At 74.6% G+C, this 22,382-nt stretch carries 1 protein-coding gene (running past one end of the window); it reads left to right on the top strand.

What is annotated here, in order from left to right; translation table 11 throughout:
* Positions 1 to 22,258, top strand: partial view of a lonely Cys domain-containing protein gene (locus IO40_RS34090; RefSeq protein ID WP_033229825.1) — the 3' portion only. The gene continues 11,927 nt to the left of window position 1, outside the view; only the last 22,258 of its 34,185 coding nucleotides appear in the window; its start codon lies off the left edge, out of view; it ends in the stop codon at positions 22,256 to 22,258.
* Positions 22,259 to 22,382: the final 124 nt, after the last annotated feature.

A 22,382-nucleotide genomic window follows, 5' to 3' on the forward strand; every position in this document is an offset into this window, starting at 1 on the left:
CAACCGGCAGAACATCGCGGCGAGCGACACCCGGGTCCGCGGCCGGCTGTGGACCTCGTACACCAGCGAACCGCACGCCGAGTTCGCCACCCGCTACCGGCTGCGCCTCACCATGGAAGTGGGCCGCAAACGGGGCGAGGACGGCTGGGGCCGTCCGGCCCGGCGCATCGAGGAGAGCGGCGAGGCCGGCAGCCAGCGCGAGATCGTGCCGCTCAGCCTGATGCGCCCGGACGCCACGCCGGGCGCCCCGAACGACGGCACCGACCCGCTGGCCCCGCCGGAGATCGCCGACACCCCGCCCGCGGTGAGGATCCTCACGGCGGACGACAGTCCGCTGCACCGGCCGGAGGAGGACAGCGGCGGCATCCTGCTGCCCTGGCGTTCCGTCACGCTGCCGGACGGGACGAGAGGCCCGTTCGTCCCGCCGGAGAACGGCTTCCACGTCCGCAACCTCATCGGTGCGGAGAACGTCCTCGCGGCGAGCACCCTCGCCCTGGCCAAGGCGTACGACAACCGGCTGGCCGACCTGTCCGGCAACCTGTCGGGCGACGAGCTCCAGGAGGCGCTGCGCCGCGCGCGGATCACGCCGCTGACCGCCGAGGGCACCGGCTCCGCACAGGTGCTGGAGGACGCCCACGGGCCCGGGGCCCTCTCCGCGTTCTTCGAGCACGCCTCCAGCGACGCCGGCTACGAGACCAGCGGACTGGTGGAGAACGCCCTCTCGGACCGCTCCGAGGGCCTGCTCCAGGTGTTCTCCCGGCCGGACTTCACCCGCGCGCGGCTCTTCGCGGTGGCCGACGGCGCCCGGATGGAGTCCTCGACCCGTGTCACCCAGAGCGACAACGCGACCACCTCCCAGGGCGGCGACCACAACACCGTCCTCGGCGGCGCCCCCGCGCTGAAGTCCGACAGCGTCGGCACGGCCAACCCCGGGGCAACCGGCACCGGCGCCGACACCGCCGACAGCGACGGGCGGGTCACCGCCAACGACCAGGCCCGCCAGGTCAACGTGAAGACCAGCACGGGCCGGGTCTTCGCGTTCGTCATCCCCACGGCCTGGCTGAGCGTCGCCGACGTCCACCGGCAGTTCAAGGACTCGTCGGGCAGCGAGTGGGTCCGCAAGCACCTGTTCGGCTCCCTCGGCGGCGTCAAGCCGGGCCCGCAGGCCGTCGAGGCACAGACGCACGTCGTGGCCTGGGTGCGTGAGGACGTCGCCCGGCAGCTCGGGCTGATCACCGACGAGAACTTCCCCGAGACGGTCGCCAAGGCCTGGGACAAGGTCAAGGACGCGGCCAAGACCTGGGCCGACGAGGACGGCAAGTACTGGGAGCTGCGCCGCGACCTGCCCGACCTGCGGGAGACCGTCGAGGCCACCCGCGCGGCACGCGCCGTCGCCCGGCAGGAACGCCGGCTCGCCGAACGGGCCGCACGGGCGGAACGGACAGCGGCCGGCCAGGACTTCCGTGCGGCTATGGCCGCGGCCCGCGTGGCACTCCGACAGCCGCCCGCGGACTTCCCGGACCCGGTGGCCGGCACGCTGCGCTCCGCGCTCGACCGGGCCGCCCGCGCGGCACAGGACCACCGGGACAGCCTGCTGCACGGCCTGACGGACACCACCCCGGCACCGGAACGCGCCGCCGCCGAAGCCCGTATCGAGACGACCCGGCAGGCACTGGACGAGGCGAACGCCCTGGTCGCCTCGATCCGTCGTACGGAGCACGACCGGCTGGCGGCGGAAGCGCGGCGGGAGTTCGACGCCCGGCGCGCCGCGGCGGACGGCAGTGTGGCGAGCGCGCGGGACGCCGCACACGCCGCGGCCCGCGCGTACCGGTCGGCGGTGCAGGCCCTGGACACACGCTTGACGGAGATCGCCGAGCAGGAGACCAAGGCCGAGCAGGCAGCGGCGAACCTCCACCGTCTGCGGGCCCAGACCGACCGGCTGACCCGGTGGTACCGGCTGCCCGAGGACCCGCCGAGCGCCGAGGAGGGCGCCGTCCCGACACGCGGCGGGGTGCCCGAGCCGACGGTGACGGACCTGGCGGACACCCCCGTGCCGCCCAAGCTGACGCCGGGCGGGCTGGAGACGATCCCCGAGGACCCCGAGGACCCCGAGAAGGAAGCCGCCGCCACGGCGGTCACCACGGTCGCGGAGACCGCCACCGCAGACGGTACGGCCGCGCCCGGGACCACCGTGCCCGGCACGACCGCCTCCGGGACCACCGGGACCGCTGCCTCCGGCACGGCCGGCACGGGTACGACCGGCACGGGTACGACCGGCACGGGCACAACGGGTACTGGCACAGGTCCCGGCACCAGCACCGGCACCCAGCAGAGTCCGGGCACCGAGGACGGGACGTCCCGGGAGGAGCCGCCCGCCGACCCGCCGCGCTACGCCCTGGTGACCGCACTCGACGACGGCGTACCCGCCCTGCGTTCCCCGGAGGGGACCACCCACCGGCTGCGCGACGTCGGGGCGGACAACTCCTTCTTCCGCGCCCTCCAGCAGGCGCTGCCCGCCGCCCGCACCCACACCGACGGCACCGCGCTCGACGCCGCCGCGCTGCGCCGCGCGTTCGCCGACACGGTGGAGGCGCTGCCGCCCGAGTCGCCGCTGCTGGCCTACTTCTCCCCGGACGAGACCGACACCTTCACCTCCGCCGAACTGGACGCCGCCGCCCTCGACCTGGGCACCGACACCCCGCAGCGCAGGGAGTTCGACGCCCTCGGCGTCATCCCGCACTCGGCCGGTGACCGGCCCTCCCCGGACCGGCGCTACCAGCCGCTGAGCCCCGACCAGCGCCGCGGGCTCGCCGCTGCCCAACTGCGGCGCGCCGCCGACGCCGCCGACGAGACCGGCTGGAACCACAGCGCCGCCGACCTGTTGCCCGCGCTCGCGGCCCGGCGCTACGGGGTGGGGGTCCGGGTCGTCAGGGAGGACGGCACCTACCAGGACTTCCCGCCCGATCCAAGCCGCCCGCTCGCCGACGACGCCGAGCGTGTCGTGCTGTACCTGGCCGACGGGCACTTCCAGGGCGTCGAGGCGCGCGCCGTGGCCGAGGGGCCGCCGCCCCCGCCCAAGCCGCAGCCCCCGGTGGACGAATCCCTGCTGACCGCACACGCCACCCGCCCGTGGACCTGGGAGGGACTGGACGAGGCGACCTACAAGGACCAGCCCAAGTTCGACGCGGCCACCGACCACCGGACGCTGACCGACCCCGACGGCTTCGTCTACGACCTGGTCAGGACCGGCATCGGGGACGGCAACCTCTTCTACTCCGCCGTCGCCGTCGCCCTGGGCGCCGACCCGCGGACCGGCGAGGGCTTCGGGGTCGTCGACGACCTGGCCGAACTGCTGGACACCGCCACGCTGCCGGCCGACGTCCGGCTCGACCCGCGCGCCACCTACACCGCGGAGGAACTGGAAGAGGCCGGATTCGGCAGCCCGCTGCCCGACGGCCTGCGCCGCGAACTGGAACGCGACGGCGGGCGGTTGCCCCGCTCCCTGCGGCCGACACCCGACCAGGTGCGGGACCTGGTCCGCGCGCAGTTGCGGGCCGCCCGCCGCTGGAACCGGGACACGGCCATGCTCGCCGCCCGCCTCGTCGCCGAAGGCATGGACCTGCACGTGACGTTCGTGCACGAGAACGGCACGATCGACACCTTCGGCACCGCCTCCGAGGACGGCGGCAACGCCATCGTCCTGTACGAGCGCGGCGGCGACTTCCTCGCGGCGGTCCCGCGTGGCTCCGGCAACCCGCGCGTGTTCGACTTCCGGACCACCCGGCCGACCCCGAGCACCAGCACGGCCCCGCCCCCGGAGCCGACCCGGCCCGCGCCGCTCCCGCCGGTCGTGGTCATGGAACCGTCCGGCCCGCCCGGCGGCAAGGGCCGGCCGAAGCCCGCACCGGCCGGAAGCGGCGGCACCGTGCCGGTCAACCAGGGCGTGCCGTTCGGCCCGGGCACGACCCCGGCCCCGGCCGGCACCCGGAGCCCTGCGCCGCAACCCGGCCGGACCGAACTGCGGGACGCCCTGGAGCGGCTGGACACGCTGCGGGAGGACGTTCCCGCGCTGGAGGGCGGCCCGTTCGACCTGGACGCGGTGGCCCGCCACGTCCTGCTGCTGCCGCCCGACGCCGTGGTGACCGAGACGCACCGCGCCGTGCTGCTGGACGCCGCGCGGGCGCCCGAGATGGCCGCCGTGCCCAGCCTCGCGGTGCTGGCCGGGTTCGTACTGGACCGGCGCGGGGCGAGGGCCGTACGCGACTTCGGCTGGGACGTGGACGCCTTCGCCGCCCGCGTCCTGCACCTGGGCGCCCCCGAACCGGCGCAGCGCCCCCGGCTGCTGCGCCTGCTGGAGCGGGCCTCGCACGCCGAGGTGGACCTGGGCAGCAGCGTGCGGCTGGGCGCCTTCCACCTGGCCACGCAGGGCGTGCTGACCCCGGAGCGGATCATCCGCCGTCCCGACGGTTCACCTGTGGGCCGCGACCTGGACGTGCGCCTCGACGCCATGAACCTCGACCCGAGCGAGGTCACCGTCGTCGGCGTCGGACCCGACAGGCGCCTCATTTTCGACGAGACCGAGGCGGCCCCCTGGTACCGGCGGGGCGGGCCGCAACCCTGGGTGGTCAGGGTCGCCGGACCCCTGGGCGAGGCACTGCTGTCCGGCCGCGTCCCGGCGGAGGACGTCGCCCACCTCGTCCACATCGACCCGGCGCGCCCGCACGACGGCGACATCGTCCTCCTGCTGCCGGTCACCGACCCCGAGACGACGGGTGCGGGGGTCGAGACGGTGCTGGACGCGGTCACGCGGAGCACCGACGCCAGGACGCACTCCGCGTATGGCCGGATGGACTTCCTCGTCGACGAGGAGGGCCGGGCCACCATCGCCCTGTCCCCGGACGCCTGGGGCCGGCAACGCACCGTCACCGACATCCTCACCGCGGGCCCGGCCACCGCCGAAGGCGCCCGGACCACCGGTGCCGGGCCGCGCCGTCCCCGTCCCCGGGCAGGGGCCAAGCGCCCGGCACTGTCGGCCCGTACGGCACCGGCCGCCAAGCGGCAGCGCCGGATACCGCCGGCCGCGACACTCCCGGCAGCGGAGACGCCCGGGACGACGGGCACCACGCCCGCGCTCGCCGCTTCCCCGTCGGCGGCCCCCTCCACGGCGCCCGTCACGCCCGCGACGGTGGCCGGTTCCGCGGAGACCACCCCCTCGCCGTCGCCGACGGTGACGCCCGCACCGGCGGCGGCCACGTCCCCCGCGGTCGGGGACACATCGGCCACGGCGGCCTCGTCCACCGCCGTCACGGACACGTCGGCCACCGCAGCCTCGTCCACCGCCGTCACGGACTCGACGGCCACGACATCCGCCCGGACGGCGCCGAGTGCGGCGACATCCGCGCAGACGGCGCCCAGCGCGGCGGCGACCGCGGCAGCCACGACGGCGGCGGCCTCCGTCCGGCCGGCCACGGCGCCGATCATGACGGTGCCCGTCGGCAGCACCCCGGGCTGGGCCCGGGGACGGCCGTTGCCGGTGGCCGGGGACGGCAACTGCATGCTGCACGCGTTCCTGGCCGGCAACCCGTTGCTGGTCCGGGACCGCCTGCCCGCCCTCTCCCGGCCCGACCGGTCCGCCGACGACCGGGACGCGCACGCCTGGCTGTCCGACCCCGGCGCTGTCCGCACCGAACTGGCGAGGGGAGGGACGCCCAGCCGGACGGACCGCCATGTCCTCGGCGCCATGCGCGATTTCATCGCCGACTACCTGACGCGCAACCAGGACCGGCTCCCCGTCGAGATCGTCCTCCAGTACCGCAGCACCGCGCCCGACGGGCCGGCCGCAGACGTGGACACGATGGACGAGGTGGAACTGGTGACCCGGCTGACCGGGCTGGGAGTCGCCGTACCCGACCAGAGCCGCTTCCCCAGCGCCCACGGACTGCTGGGCGAGATGCGCGACCTGGTGCTGCGGCACACCCCGCTGACCGACACCGAACTGGCCGGTCTGCGCTCCGCTGTCCTCGACTGGGGCAACCGCTGGCACACCGACGTCGGCGACACCTTCCCCCACCTGCTGGCCCACGCCTTCGGTGTCCGGATGACCCTGGCCTGGTCCCAGCACCGGGCTGATGGGCAGACGGTCCGGCGCGGGCTGCGGCCGGGGATCGGTCCCGAGGACGCCACGTGGGAGATCGAGCTGTTCTACCGCAGCGGGGTGACCGAATCCGGCCGCCCGGCGGCCGGTACCGAACACTACGAGGGCAGCGACGCGAGCCCCCGCCTCGTCGCCGACCCGGCAGCTTCCGTGCCCCTCGCCGCGCCTCCCGCCGGCACCCCCGTCATCGACCCGGGCTCCTCCTACAGCGGTCGCCCCCGTGGTGGGGCTCTCGGGATCGCACGGCGCGCGCACGCCCACGACGACCGGCCCTCCGGAGGGCGCCCCGACGGTGGACGGCGCGGTGCCGTACGCCGCGGCGGCAAACGGCGCGGTGCGGACCACCGCACCGCCCAGCCCTACGTCGCGCCGTTCCCGGCCGGTCCCTCGCCGCAGCAGCAGCTCGCCCAGGCCCGGATCGAGGCGCTGTGGGCGGCCGACCCCGAACTGCGCGACCGCCCGTTCGACATGGACCGGCTCGTCCGCCGCGTCCTGCTGCTCACCCCGCAGGAGCGGGTGACCGGCGCACAGCGCGCCGAGGTGTACCGGCTGGCATCCACCCCGGAGGGCCACAACGCCCGCTCTCTCGCGGGGCTCACCGCGCTGTACCTGGTGCGGCGCGGCGCGCTGGACGACCGGTTCCGCCTCACGGATGCGCAGGGCCGGCGGCGCGGACTCAACTGGACCGACACCCTCGTCCCGGCCGACCTCGACATGACCAGCACCGCTGTGCGGACGGACGAGTCGCAGGGCAGCACCGTCGGCGAGGTCGGCCCGGCGCTGTGGGCCATGGCACCGGGCCGGCCCGGTGCCTACCTGCTGGTGGCCTCCGGCGGGCGGCAGGTCCGGGTGCGGGGCCGCGCCGGATTCGAACGTGACGTGCCGGCCGAGGTGCTGGCCGAACTGCTGGCCCTCGACCAGGTGCTGTCGGCCCAGCCGTGGGACGTTCCCGTGGCCATGCAGGTCCCCGGTTTCGCCCGCTCGGTCACCGGACCCTCGACGGTCGCCACCAGGCTCGACCGCAACGTGGTGGCCACCAGCGGCGTCCCCGCGGTGATGCTCCCGCCGTCAGGGACCTCGGGCCCGGTCTTCGGGCTGGTCGACGAGCCGGGCCGGCCGCGGGGCAGCTTCGTGCTGAGCGTCCCGGACCCGGCGGGCCCGTACACAGCGCGGCCGGACTGGGAGCGGGCAGTGGACATCTTCCCGATCGCCACGGCGGACGGCTGGATGACCGGCTTCGTCTCGGTCGACACGGCCATCGACCCTGACGGCGGCCGGGCGCGGCTGGCGAACGCCATGCTGCTGCCGTCGGTGACCTCGTACATGACCTACGACACCCAGCTCGGCAAGATGAGCGCACCTCGCAACGTGCCCTGGCAGATCGGCCGGACCGGCTTCGCCGCCCAGCACGGCCTGCCGGACTCCGTGGCCTGGGAGGGCGTGGACGGGCCGCTCAGGATGAGCGGCAGCGAGCACGCCCACGCCCTGGCCCACTGGTTCTCCCGCCTCCCGTCGTTGCCGGACCGCGCGCTGATCATCTGCTTCTCCGCGGCACGGCCGGGCATCGGCGGTGTCGTGACCGGGGAGACCGTCGGTCCGCTGCCGTTCGTGCCCGACCCGCTCGCGGTGAGGCCCGTCGGACAGCGGGTGGCCAACCAAAACGGGGCGACGGTGTACGCGCCCCGCCTCAAGATTGACGTGTCGGCGAAACTGGGTAGCCCCGTGACCGTCGTCATGCTGAGCAACGTGCGCGGCGAGGGCGCCGAGCTGGTGAAGTTCCAACCGGAGCCGGAGGGTGCCGCGCTCGACGAGCGGGCCCGCATGGCGGGACTCCACCACGGCCCGGGTCCCGCCACCGAGGCGGTCCGGCAGCGGGCGCTGCGGCTGGTGTGTGCGCTGCGCGAGGTCTTCGCCGACCCCGACATCGACGACCGGCCCGACTACCCGGACCTGCTCAGGGGCATCGGCGCACTCGATCTCATGCGCGAACGCGACCCCGGGCTGAACCGCGACGGCGCCCGCCTGTTCACCCTCGACCTCCTGGAGAGGGTCGTGCTCGGTTTCGGCCCGGCGTCCGCCTCCGCCGCGCCCGTCACCCCCGAGCGGATCCGGGACGTGCTCGGCTGGGCCGACGCGGCTTGGCAGGCCCGTCCGCGTCCTCTCACCCGTTTCGTCGCGCTGCCACATGTGGTGGCCGCGTTGAGCAGGCTGCCCGCCGCCGGGACGCCGATGGCCGAGGCGGCGGCCCGCGCGCTCCTGGACCTCGGGCCGGGGGAGCGGGTCGGCGAGGCGGAGCTGTCCCGGATGCTGTGGGCCGACGTCAGGCTGCGGGAACTGCTGGACACCGTTCAGGACCCCGGACGGTTCGCCGCCACTGTGCTGCACCTCGACCGCCCCGACCCCGCGCGGTTCGACGAGGCCGTGGAGCTGGCCGGCAAGGCGCTGGCCGCAGGCCGCTTCACCCTCCCCGAAATCGCCGCCTACCACCTGGAGAGCCAGGGCGCCCTGTCGGACAGCACACTGGGCCGCAACGGCTCGGGCGCGGTCAACGGCCGGGACCTGCGCCATGGTTCGGCCGGGCTGGACGGCGACTTCGACCCCAGCGTCGTCACGCTGCTGGACCACGGGCCGGACGGGCAGCTCGTCGAGGTCGGCACCGTCCCGGCGCCCTGGTACGCGAAGGACCGTCCGGCGCCGTTCCTGTATGTCTTCGACGGCGGCCACCTGGGCGCCACGGTGCCGCCGGAGGAGTTCGGTGAACTGGTCTTCCGCGACCCCGCGGTGCACGAGACCTCCCCCAAAGCTGACATCCTTCTGATAGGCGACGGCGCCCGGCCCCCGGGCGGGGTGCCCGTCGTGGACACCGCGGCCGGGCAGGCCGTGCGGAACTCGGGCCGGTGGGTGTGGGCCACCTACGGCCGGACCGGCATTCACCGTCACCCGGGCTCCCGCAGGTTCACCGTCTGCATCGCGCCGGACGCGTGGGGGAGACGGCCGAATGTCTCCGACTGGGCGCTCACCAAGCCGCACCACCTCCTGCCGGCCACCGTGCCGTTCGACCCGGCCCCGGCACCGAGCGCGCTCGGCGCCACTTACGGGGGCGCCGCCCCGGCGGCGACCGCGCAGGAGCGCCCCGCCGAGGCGCCGACCGCATCGGCCGCACCGGAGACGGCGACCGCACCGGCCCTGCCGGGCACGCCCGCGGGGGACGAAGCGGATGCACAGCACCCCACCGCGGTCCCGCTCCCGGCCCCGCCCTCGTCGCCGGCCGCGGGCCCCGGCGGCACCACGGACACAGGTCGCACCACGGACGCCGACGGTTCCACGGACACCGGTCGCACCACGAACACCGCGCACGACCGGGCCACGCAGGACCCGGCCGGTGTGGAGCCCGCCGGCTCCGTCGGCCTGGACACGCTGCCGGCCCCGTCGGCGACCGCCCCCACCGACCCCGCCCCGGCCCCGGGCCCCGACCCGGACCCCGCACCGGAGCCGGACCCTGCACCGGACCCGGACCCGGACCCGGACCCGGACCCGGGCCCGGACCCAGACCCGGACCCGAACCCCGACCCGAACGGGCAGCCGGACACCGACGCGTCCACCGATCCGGCCCGCTCCGCGCTCGTCGCGGGATTCGGCCACGGACACCGTGGCCTCCAGGGCGCCGTGCACGTCATGCCGTTCCCGGCGGAAGCCGTCCGCTGGCTGCACGAGCGACTGGGGAGCGCCGTCCGTGCCCGGGCCGCCCTCCAGCAGCCGGCCCCCGACCCGGAGGCCCAGGACACGGGTGGCGCCGAGGCGCTCGGCCAGGACATCGCCGCCCAGTACGACGGTGACGGACTGCTGGACGCGCTGCCGCACCTGCTGGGCCCCAAGGGCATGTCCCGCACCGTCACCTACCGGGGCCGCAGCTACCAGGTGTCGGCGCGGGTCGAGTTCTTCGGCCACCGGCCCGCCCCCACGATGTCCGAGGACACCGACGAGGGGCGGCGCGTCAACGTCGAGGAGCGCAACCGGACGGGCGTCGACACCAGTGACACCCTCACCACCGGGAACGTCCGGAGCCTGCCACTGTCCTACGGCCGTACCTGGCCCGTCGTCGATGTGCGCAATCCGGCGGTGGGCTCGCAGACGTTCACCCCGAAGTTCACGCTGACGCACAACCAGCAGGGCGTCGTGGTGACGATCCCGGAGAACTACACCGCGATGTCCGCGCTGGCGTTCTCCTCGGAGCCCTCGCACGCCTTCGAGTACGGGATGCGCTGGCAGTTCACGGCCGTGCCCGCGCCGGCTCCCACGGCGCCGTCACCGCACGCGGAGGAGCACTGGAGCCGCCCCGAGACCTCGCCGGGCCGGCTGACCGCGTGGTTCCCGCACTACCTCACGCAGGGCATGCCGCCGCGCCCCTTCGGCCCGGTCTCCCCGCACGACATCCCGGCGGACCCGCGGACCGTCACCGAGGAACTGCCGCTGTACCGGGTGGACACCGTCCGCAACCCCTCCGAACTGTTCGACACGTTCGTGGCCGCGGACGAACTGCGCCCGCACCTGCGCCGGATGTCGGACGAGTCCGCCGCGGCACTGCGTACGTTCCTGGACGAGAACGACCGGCGCACCGGCCTCATGCTCATGCTGGCCTCGGCCTACCCCTCGCCGATCCTGCTGGACCGCGCCGGGGAGCCGCTGGGCTATCTGGAGGTCTCAGCCCGGATCAACTCCTTCAGCCAGGACGCGCTGGCGCGCAGCAGCACCAGAGGCGTCCTGGAGACGGACCTGCTGCATCTGATCGGCGCCAAGACCGCACTGACGGTGACCAACGCGGAGAAGGCGGAGTTCACCCTCACCACCACCTTCCAGGGTGCCCCCAGCCCGGACGGCAACTTCGTCTTCGGCGGCGGCTACAAGCACCAGCGGACCCGCACCCTCAACTCGGGCGGCACCGCCTACGACTGGTTCAGCCTCGTCAGCGAGAACCCGCACCTGCTGACGGACGCGGACATCACCTACACCGCCGTGCTGGTGCTCCCCAAGGGCGGCCGGACCGAGCCCGTCGAACTGCACAGCCCCGGCGGGCAGTCCATGCGGGTGCCGACCATGGCCGACGCCGCGGGCACCCCCGTCCCGCCCGGCGAGGAACGCCACCTGCCGCCCGAGCTGGCGGCCCTGCGGTCGCTGGGCGTCAACGCCACCCCGCTGAAGGTCACCGGCACCGCGCCGCTCTTCGACCAGTTGGAGACACTGCTGCGCACGATGGGCTTCCTGCCGCCCTCACAGCGGCAGCGCCTGGAGTGGCTGGGCGACGACAACGCGATCCTCACGGCGTGGCTGGCCAACTCCCGCAAGCTGACCCTCGCCAGGTCCCAGATCGGGCTGCGCGGCGCTCTCGGCTCGATCATGGACGGCGGCCACCCGCTCCACTTCGACCTTCCCCTCGCCCACGGCGTGTGGCGGGTCGGTGCCGATCTGTCCGTACGGCCGGCGGACGGCACCTCGCCCCGGCACGTGAAGAACCTGCCGGGCTGGTCGGTGATGAACGCCAACGGCATGGCGACCGTCGGCAGCGAGTCGCGCGGCTCCAGCCAGTCGCTGTTCGGCGACTTCTCCGCCGAGGTCAGCGGCCCGGCCCCGCACGACTGGACGGTGGCCGGCGGCATCCCCACCAGCGCTTCCGCCACTCGCCAGCTCACCGGCGACACCTCCGGGACGGCCGCCTCCCACAGCCTCGACATGCTCACCTACGCGCAGTCCGGGCTCGGGGTCTTCCACATCCCCGGCACGTTCGTCATGAACGTCTTCTCGGGCAACGGCGACGTCCCGCTGGCCACGTTCGCGCCCGAGGACGGCATCGTCTCCGTCGCCCTCCCGCTGACCCGCACCCTCGACGCCCCCGCGGCCCCGCTGGGCCCGGTCACCGTCCGGCGGGCGACGGACGCGGACTTCCGCAAGGCGCGGATGACCCCCGACGCCTCCGGTCTGCGCCCGCAGGACGCGCTGCTGCTGCCCGGCGTCGCCCACGTCAACGTCGCGATGGGCAGCGGGGCGCTGACCGGCGTGTTCCGTAAACTGCTGGCCGGCCTCGACCCGCAGGCCGCCCAGGACGGCGAGCCCGGCCCGCTGGCCCGCATCCTGCGCTGGGCCGCCGCGCAGGGCTCCGACCTGCTCACCCACCTGCCCTCGGTCCTCACCGCCCTCGGCGAACCCGCCCGCCGGCTCAAGGACATGACCGTCGGCACGTCGGTGACGGACGTTGAGGGCCCCGTCCAGGAGGTGCTGCGGGCCGGCCTGTCCGCGACCGGCCTGATCTCCCGTGCGCCGCAGATCTTCCGCGGCGGCCACATCATCGACGCGGACACCGCCGGCTCACTGCTCGGCACCGAACTCCAGGGCGAGATCCGCGGCTTCCTGCACAACGCGGTCCACGAGGGCGTGGGCCACCTCGCGGCGAACCCGGACGGCTCCACCTGGGCCGAGAACGACCTCACCACCACCGACTCCGCCTGGCGCGGCACCACCTCCGGCCACTCCGAACAGGTCTCCACGGGAGTGACCGGCTCGCACAGCGGCGGGCGCCCCGGCAGCGTCTCGGGCAGCGGAGGCCGCAATCTCGCCGTCAGCCGCGGCCGGACGGACACCGACTCTGCCTTCACCGACCGCATCAGCACCACCGCGCACCCGAAGAACCCGTTCCACGGTTTCCGGGCGGACGCCACCTATGTCGTACTGCTGCGCAAGGGGCACCGCAACGCGGTCGCCAACGCCGTCGGCGTGGGGCCGCACAGTTCGGCGGCGTACACCGTGACCGTTCCCGGCGGTGTCGTCTTCTGGCTCCCCGAGAGCCTGGTCCGGCTGGACGCGCACCTGTCACGGCTGGCCGGGCTGGAACCGTCGGCGCTGCCCATGGACCGGCTGCTGCCGCGGTACTTCGCCCGCTCCGGCGGCCGGTCGCTGGGGCTGGCCACCGTGCCCGACGCGCTGCCGGCCGGCTCGCTGGACGACTTCACCGAGGCGATCCGCGCCGCCGTGGAGCGCGAGGCACCCGACGCCCTCACCCCGGGGCGCGGCCGGCACGTCCGCGGGCTCGACGCGCGCATCGCGGAGGCGGGCGCCCTGACCGGTCTGCGCGCACTGGCCGCGGGCGGGTCCGGCCACTGGCGGCGCTTCCACTTCCCCTACCGGGGCCGCACCGGCCTGCACCTGGTGGAGGTGGCGCTCAACGCCCGCCCCGCACCGGGCACCGACCTGGCGTCGCTGCAAGGCGTGCTGCTGCCTCTGGTGGGGCTGGAGAACATCAACTCCGCGGCGGGGACGGCGCTCACCCACAGCCTGTCCCGCAGCACCGGGTTCACCCTCACACTCGGCGGCACGGGCGGCTTCACGCTGCTGCCGGGCACGGAGCGGACCGGCAGCGCCGGTGCCTCGGCGTCCTTCACGGGTACGGGCAGTCGCGGCGTCTCCCGCACGGTGACCCGCAACCACCAGGAGTGGCCGCGCACCTTCCGGCCCGCCGCGCAGTTCCAGGTGGCGTACCAGTACCGGGTCGAGGTCACCTCCAGCCGGCTGGACGAGTCGGCGCTGGGCTTCCTGAGCAACCGCATCGCCTCGCTGGGGGAGCTGACGCGGCGGCTCCTCGACGGCGCGCTGTCGGCGGCCGACACGGCCGGGCTGACCCGCTGGATGGACCGGGCGCTGGGCCGGGACGCGAGCACCACCACGACCGGTACCACGCGTACCCCCGCCCCGGCGTCCCCGTCGGACGCCTCCGGCACGTCCGTCGTTCCCGTCACCGTCACGCTGCGGTTCCCCGGCAGCGAGGCCCCGCGCCGCAACGAGGACGGGACGCCCGAGCTGCCCGCGCCGCCGCCGGTGCTGATCACACCGGACGTCCACCGGGCCGACCCCCGGCCCGTCGCCGCCCCGGCGGCCGGCGTAGGCGGCGCGTCGCCCGCCGGTGCGGAACGCCGGCGGCTGTCCGGCACCGGGCGGTGGAACCCGGCCGGTCCGGTCACCGTGTACGACTTCGACGCCATGGAGGAACTGGCCGACGCGCTGCGCCAGGTCGACCCTGAGCTGCGCCACGAGCACCTGCCGAAGACGGCCACCTCCGCCGAGGCCACCATGCGCCGGCTCGGCGACCTCGTGCGGCGCGGCCGGATCACGCTGACGCCCGCGCAGGCGTCCCGCTTCACCGGAGACGAGCCCTCCGGCGGCTCCGCGGGGATCAAACTGGCCCTTTACCGGCCGCAGGTGGAGACCACCAGCCGACAGGTGCTCTCCCAGCGGCTGCGCACCACCGTCAGCACCTACGCCACGACCGGCAGCCGCACCGTCAGCCCGTCGGTGACCGCCCCGCTCACGGGCGGGCTGACCGGCGGCAACACCGACTCCCTCTCCGGGACCGTCCCGGTGGCGGGCGAGACCATGGGCGCCGGCCACGCCACCGGGGGCACCAGCTTCCGCCGTGAGGTCCTCAAGTACGGCACGCCCGCCTCCGAGAACAGTGAGGGCGAGCCCGACGACAGCGGCGTCCTCGGCTTCACGGTGACCGCGCACGCCGTGCTGGAGGTCAGCGGCCCGGACGGCACCCGCTGGGTCACCGGCAACGCCGTGCTGCGGCCCACCCTGGAGGACGTGCTCGGTCTGGGGCTCGGCCCGGCCCGCCCGTCGCCGGGCGTCTACGACATCCCGGCCGCCCTCGCCGGGCACGGCCTGCACGACTGGCGGGCGCTGTCCTCCAAGGAGTTCGGCGACCGGCTCGCCGGGACCTTCGCCGAGCAGGACGCGCGCGTCCAGGTGTGGCTGGACACCGGTGAGGCGACTCCCGGGACGTGGCGGACGCTGACCGCCGTCCGCCGTGCCCTCCTCGACGGCACCGACCCCGACCAGGCACTGAACGTCCAGGGGGCCGCCGTCCTCCCCGCCGACATCCGGCTCGCCCTCGACGCGGCGGCCCGCGCCACCGACCGTGCGCGGCGGCCCGTCGAACTCGTCCTGCGCACCGGGGCCGGCACCGTCCATCTGCCCTTCACCCCCGGACCGTTGCACGGCTGGGCGTCCGAGATGCCGGTGCCGTCCGTCGAGGTGACGCCGCCGGCCCAGGAGACGGCCGTCACCACGCCGCAGGACGGCACCGTGCGGGACGCGGCGGCGGACCAGCGGGCGGCCACGGCCCGGCGGCTGACCACCCCCCAGGCGGCCCGCCCGGTGCTCACCCGGCGGCAGTTGGAAGGGGTGGCACGCCGGCTGGGCGAAACCCTCCCGGTGAGCGCCCTGACCGTGCGGCGGTGCCTGACGCTGGTGGCCGGCCTGCGCGACGCGCTGTACCCGGGCGGAGTACGCGTCGCCGGCACGGTGGACGACGCGGCGGCACTCCCCGGTCCGGACGCGGCGGCCTCCAAGCTGGTGGCCGGACCGGGCTGGCGCCCGGTGCGCAGCTGGGACGCGGTGGCGCGCGCGGTGGCAGAAGCCGGACCGGGCGCGGCGGCGCTCGTGCTGGCGCGGCGCCAGGGCGGCGAGCTGGGGCACGCGTGGGCCGCCTACCACCTGGGCGGGCGGAACGGCGTCGTGGCGGTGGACCCGGCGGCGGCCGAGGGCCGCCGCGTGTCGGCGACCCCGCCCGACCTCGCCCCCGTCGAGGCGCGGGCCGTGGTGGTCGACCGGGCCGGACACGTCCTGGCGGACGCGCTGCCCGAGGTTCCCGAGTCCTCGTCCCCGGCCCACGCGGTGGTCGACCGCCCCACCGGGCGCGACTACGGCGCCGTCGGCCTGGAGGCCGAGGAACGCTACGTGTTCGCCATCAGCGGGGAGGTGCGCCAGGGGATGGCGCTGGCGTGGGGCCCCGGCCTGTCGCTGGTGGCTGACACAACGGCCTTCTGGCGCGTTCCCGACACCAATGAACTCTTCGACATCACCAGCAGGCCCGAGGTTCCGCAGGGCGCGCGTCAACCTTTCCCAGCGGGGTTCTCCATCGGTGAGATCGTCGTCGACGCGATGGCCGTCCTCCCGGGCGAGCGGCGGCAGTCGCTGGAAGAGGGGATGGCCGAGCTCACACAGTTGAGGCAGCGCCTGAGCCTCGCGGACAACTACCCGGGCGGGGTGCCGCTGGAGTCCCTCTTGGAGGGCCTGCCCGGCTGGGAGGTGGCCGAGGGCGGCAAGCGCGCCAGGATCTTCCCCCACCCTCCCGGCTACAACGGCCGTGTCTACGTGCAGCCCACCGATGGCGTTCCCGCCGTCGGCCTGCGAGGTCTCCAGGACCTTGCTGCGCGGCGGCTGACGCTGCCGATGACCATGCCGATGCTCTTCGCCGGGAAGGCATTCGGCCGCTGGCTCGCCCAGCAGTTCGTCGTTGACACCACCGGCCACGAGGCACCCGTAGAACTCATGCCGTTCCTCTCGGCCGTTCCGGACGTCGACAAGATGTGGGGCTACGGCTGGCTGCTGTTCGGGCATGTCACCGCCACGCCGGCCAACGACTTGGTCAGCGTCGCCAGGGGCATGGCCGGTGCGGGACTGGTCAAGAACATGCTGCCGGTGGCGTCCCGGCACCCGTTCGACCGCACGCTGCTGAGCATGGGGAGGCGGATCCGTGAGTTCCTCGACGGGCACCACGACGAGATCACCGCAGCGGCGGCCGAGAAGATGACCCAGACGTTGACCGTCTACCAGAACATGTTCGGAGAGCGGTTCCCCGAGAACTTCCTCGACGTCGTCCGCGAGGACACACCGACGGTGCGCGAACACCTGACCGCTGCGCTGACCGGCCGGACATCGCGGGGACGGACGGTCGGCCAGTACGAGACCGTCGGGATGGAGGACTACCGGGAGTTGGACACCGACCAGGGCCGCCTGGCGGTCCCCCTGCTCTTGGAGGAACTGCGGCACTACGGCATCACCGACCAGTTGATGACCCATGAGGAGATCAGGGACGTCCTGTATGAACTCGCGGAGTTCAGCCGCGAGACCTACCAGCGGGCCGTGGAGTCGGCGGTCCCGCTCTCCGACGAGGTGCTGCGCCGAGCGGTCGGGCGCATCCTGGGCAACATCGTGGTGCGGGAACTCGCCCCGTTCCTGGCGTTGGCAAAGGACGGCATGCCGAGCGCCGGACGGCGGAGCAGGCGACCGCTGTCCGAGTACGACGCACACAACCTCGCCGCGGCGCTGGGCGCCTACGCCCTGGGCATCCCGCTGCCCGACGGTCTCCGCCGTCAGCTCGAAGGGGCCGTCCGCACGGCCATCGACCTGTTCCCCGAAGTGCCACGGGAAGAACACGCCCGCGTCCGGCAGACCGTGGATGCCGCGCGCCGCGCCCTGAGCCTCCTCGCCGACCCCGGGCATCTGCCGAGACGGATCCACTGGAACAGGGACATCCCCGCCCTGGACGGAAGGCGGGTGCTGGTGGACCAGGTGAGCCGGGTGAAGCACACGGAGCCCGAGGAGGGCGATCCCGTGGGCTTCTCCTCGCGCCCGGCCCGGGACTGGGACGGCCGCCAGAACACCTACGGCCTGCTGCCCGAGGTCAAGGCGTACACGACCATGCTGTGGTCCCAGCAGTACCGCAGCCCCGCAGGGCTGGTCGTACCGGAGAGCGCCCCTCTCGCTCTGCCGTTCCACAAGGCGTACCTGGTGGGCCTCAGCGGCGACGCCGCCTCGGCCCGGCTCGGGCTCCAGAACGGTGCGGAAGCGGCGGTCGACTACAACGCCGTGCTCGACTACCTCTTCGCCGCCGACCCCGACCTGATCGCCCTCCCGAGGAAGACCGCCGCCGTCGTCCTGGGCGCCGACGTGGCGGGGCCGCCCCCGCACGACCCGCTGGAGCACCCGATCGCCGGCCAGCTGATGGCCAACGCCTGGGACCGCTGGGTGTGGACCTCCGGCCTGGGCCGGGAGCCGCACATCCTGCCCGCCGACAGCCACGCCGGACCGCGGTTCGGACTCGCCGAGGGCGACTGGTGGGCCGGGTTCCGCCCCGAACCGACCTCCCCCCAGCTCGCCCGGCTGGCCCGCAGGGTCACCGGCGACCGGAGCCGCGGCCAGGACGTGCTGCGCTGGGTGCGGGCGGTCCGGCTGGTCTACGGGCCGCGGCTGGAGGACGACACCGCCGCCTTCGAAGCGCTGCTGTCCGGCTTCCGCCTGCTCGACGGCGTACGGGCGGCCCAGGGCGACCGCTCCCCGTTGACGTGGGAGCGTCTGCGGCCACTGGTCGCCTCGTACAGCCCACCCGGGATGCCCCTCACCCAGGCGCTGCCGTTCGCCATGGTCGCCGCCGCCGGCCAGCTGGGCACCCATCTGGAACTGTCCCGGTACACCCTGACCCAGAGCTTCGCCGCCCTGCGCGCCTGGGAGCGCGGCGCCTACGTCCCGGCCGGAACGGCCCTGACCGCCCAGGGCCCCGGCGGCCTGACGGTGCGCGGCTGGATGAGCGGCGCACCGGCGCCCTTCTCCACCCCCGGGCACAGCACCGGGCAGCCGTGGGCCAACCCGCCCGCCGCACCCGGGCCCACGACCGCCTATGACGCGGAGGCGCACTACCACGCGATCATGCTGCAGCTCTACGGACAGCCGCGCCCGGCCGCACTGGGGGCCCTGCGGCGGCTCAACGCCCTGCGCGCGGGCGTCCCCGCGCTGCGCGGCGGGCCGCTGGATCTGCGTGCGCTCGCGCGGTATGTGTTCAGTCTCGACGCGAACGCCCCCGTCGGCCCGGCCGAGTACACCGAACTCCTCCGGCTGGCGGCCGACCCGGCCACGGCGCATGCCAGGCGTCTCGCTCAACTGGGCGCCTTCCACCTGCTGTCGCGGGGTGCGCTCGACGCCGGGATGCGCTTCACCACTCCGAACGGCGTCAGCGGCATCAACTGGACCGACCGGCCGATGAACGTGCCGATCGACGTGAACACCGCCCACTTGGCGATCCGGCGGCCGGACGGCACCGTCTCGCTCCAGGCGCCCATCCCCGCGGGGTGGAGCGGCGGCCCGACACCGTACACGCTGGTGGCCGACGGCACCCTGGAAACGGTCACGGTGCGCGGCCGGAACGGGTTCGTGGCCGAGGCACGGCGCGAGATCGTGAGCGAACTGCTCCCCATGGACCCGGTGCTGCGGCAGCTGCCGAGCGGCGTACCGCTGCTGATGCTCGTGTCGCTGGCCGCGGCCGGGGATACGCTTCTGTCGCGCGGCACTGCCGTCGGCCTCGGCCGGGAAGTGTGGTCCACCAGCGGCTTCGTACTCTTCGGGTTCCTGCCGGACCAGCCCGGCCGGCTGGGCATCGGCGTCGACGTCACCGAGGGCCAGGGGATCATCGGGGGCTGGCTGCTCAGCGATCCGACCCTGCCGCCGGCGCCGCTGCCGGGGGGCGCGGAGTGGGAACAGCGGGTGGTCTCCCTGCCCGTCATCGGACGGGACCACCGTTCCACCGGTCATCTGTCCGTTTCGCTGGCCGAGGACCCCGCCCAACTGCGTTCCCGCACCCTGCTGGCACTGCAAGCGGCCTCGATGACGCACTTCGCCCATTACGACTCCGCCACCCACTCGATCAGCCGGCCGGTCCCACTGCCCTGGCTGCGGGACCATCCCGGCGCCACGCCGTACTTCGAGATCAAGCACGGAGGCCCCGGCGCCACCTACTGGGAGCTGCGCGGCGGAACAGCGGTCACCAGCGGTCCCTGGTCCACCGGGGCGCTGGGGCGGCGGCCGAGTCTGCGCGCCAAGCGGGACGCGGACCCACTGGTGAAGATCATCTGCTTCGGTGCGCAGCAGAACGGCGAGGGGTATCACGGCGGTTCCGGGCCGCCGCCCTACGTGCCCGACCCGCTCGCCGTCTCCGCCGAGGCCCAGTGGAACGCCAACGGCACCGGCGGCCGGCGCCCTGTGACGTACGCGGCCCGGCGCCGGGTCCGCTATTTCAGCGACACCGACGGCCCGGTCGTCCTCGTCTACAACGACATCCGGGGTGGCGAGTTCGGCCTGGAACGGATCGTGGCCGAGCCGGAGGGAACCGCTCTGGACGACCTGGCCCGCACGGCCGGACTGCACAGTGGTCCCGGTCCGGCCCCCGGCCACGTCCGGGAGCGGACACTGCGACTGGTCCGGCTGCTGCGCTACCTGTTCGGCACCCGGATCGAGCAGGACACCGCCTACCCGGTCCTGCTGCACGGCGCGGGGGCGCTCGACCGGATGCTGCGCAACGACCCCGAACTGCGCCGCATGCCTCTGTTCACCGTCAGCCTGTTCACATGGGTGGCGAGGGCCGACCACGCGCGGCACGCCCCACCGGACCGCAAGCTGGACCGGGCGGCCATGAGGGAGGTGCTGGTGCGGGCCGCGCAGCGGATCGCCCAGGCCCCCGGCACCACGCTGTCCGCGTACGTCCCGCTCCCGGCCCTGGCCGACACCGTCTCGGCCGTCATGCGCCGACCCGACGTGGACGCCCTCACCGCCTGGACCCTCGGCCTGCCCGGCAACGCGCCGATCGGCGACGCGGAACGGTCACGGATGCTGTGGGCCCACATCAAGACCGACGACATGCTGCGCCGTCTTCACGACACTGGCGGCGAGCAGGAGATCGACAGGTACGCCGCGCGCGTCCTGCACCTGGCGGCCCCCGACCCGGCCCACCGGGCCACCCTGCGCCACTACGCGCTGCTCGCGTTCGCCGGCGGCCGGGAGAACCCCGGTGTGGTACGCGAACTGGCCGAGATCCACCTGGAGAAGAACGGTGCCCGTGCGGCCACCACCTTGCTCACGGACAGGAACGGCGGTTCGGTGCTCGGCCGCGACGTCACCGGCCGCCCGGCCGGCGCCCTCGACATCGACCTGACCGTACTCACCCTGCTGCGGCGGGCACCCGACGGAACCCTGGTGGTCCACTCCACGGTCCCGGCCCCCTGGCACGCCGACGACCCGCAGACCCGGCCCTGGCTCTTCCGCGCCGACCGGCACGACGACACCCGGGTGGAGGTGCGCGGCATTCCCGCACCCCACGAGGACATCGCCGAGCTGGTGTACCGGGAGCCGACGCTCGCCGTCCTGCCGGAACGCCATCCCGTCGTCCTCATGGTCCCCCGCTCCCGGCCCCGCCCCGGTGAGCCGTTGAAGCACTCCCTGCCGGGCCTGGGTGCCGCACTGGCGGGCCATCCGATGTGGGCCGCGTACGGCACCCCGACGTTCCACACGGACCCGGTGACGGGGCGGACCACCATCGCGCTGGAGCCCGACCCCGCGGGGAACCCGCTGACGGCTGCGGACTTCGCACGCGTCGATGTGCGGGACGTCCGCCCGCTGCCCCCCGGCTACCGGGCTCTGCCGTACTCCCTCACCGTGTCCGGGACCACCCTCCATGCCGCACCCGTCGCGCCCGCCCCCGGAGCCGTCACATCCGGGACGCACGACGCGGGGGAGGGGACGGCCTCCGAGGAGAGCCACGCCCCGACGCCGGCCGGTGACGACGGGACGGGCCGCGACACGGCGGCGGACCGCCACTACGTACGCTCCGGACCGTCCACCGCCCGGCTCGGACGCACCTCCTACGAGTTGCGCGCAGCCGAGGGGACCGGCGACGCCTTCGGCACGGCGCTCACCCAGGCTCTGCGCGAGGCCGGGGTGGAACCGCCGGTCGCCGAGGGCGAACTGCGCGACTGGGCGGCCGAACAGGTCACCGACGACGACCTGCCGCACACGGACCTGCCGCCGCTGGACGACGCTGCGGAGGTCCCCGTCGACATGCTGACCGCGGCCGGCGTGCGGATCGAGCTGGCCCAGCAGACGGAGGCGATCCTGCGCGGCAACCAGCTGCCGCTCGCCCGCTTCACGCTCACCCCGGTGCAGCGCTTCCGGCTGCGGGCGGCCCTCCACGGCGACGGCACCTCCGATCCCGACCTCGCGCTCGCTCTGGATGCGGCCCTCGCTGCTGCCGTCGCCCGCCGGCTGGGCGTCGCCGTCACCGTCGCGGGACCGGACGGAGTGGTGGCCGAGCACGGCGTCGGTGCCGACCGCTCGGTCCTGCTGGTACGGGACGGCGACGGGTACCTGGCCGGGGCGGCGGCCCCCGCCCGGGAGGTTGTCGAGCAGATCGGCGCCCCTCCCGAGAACCCGGGCCGCGTTCCGACCGTCTAACCGTGGCGGTGGAGAAGGCACCGGACGTGGTGACGGGAGGAGGTGGCCTCTCCCTCAAGAACACCTCAGTTGGTGGACGTAAGGGCGCCTGCGCAGGGATGATGCGCATGTCTGATCTCTTCGA

Source organism: Streptomyces albus subsp. albus, assembly GCF_000725885.1.
Classification (GTDB): Bacteria; Actinomycetota; Actinomycetes; order Streptomycetales; family Streptomycetaceae; genus Streptomyces; species Streptomyces albus.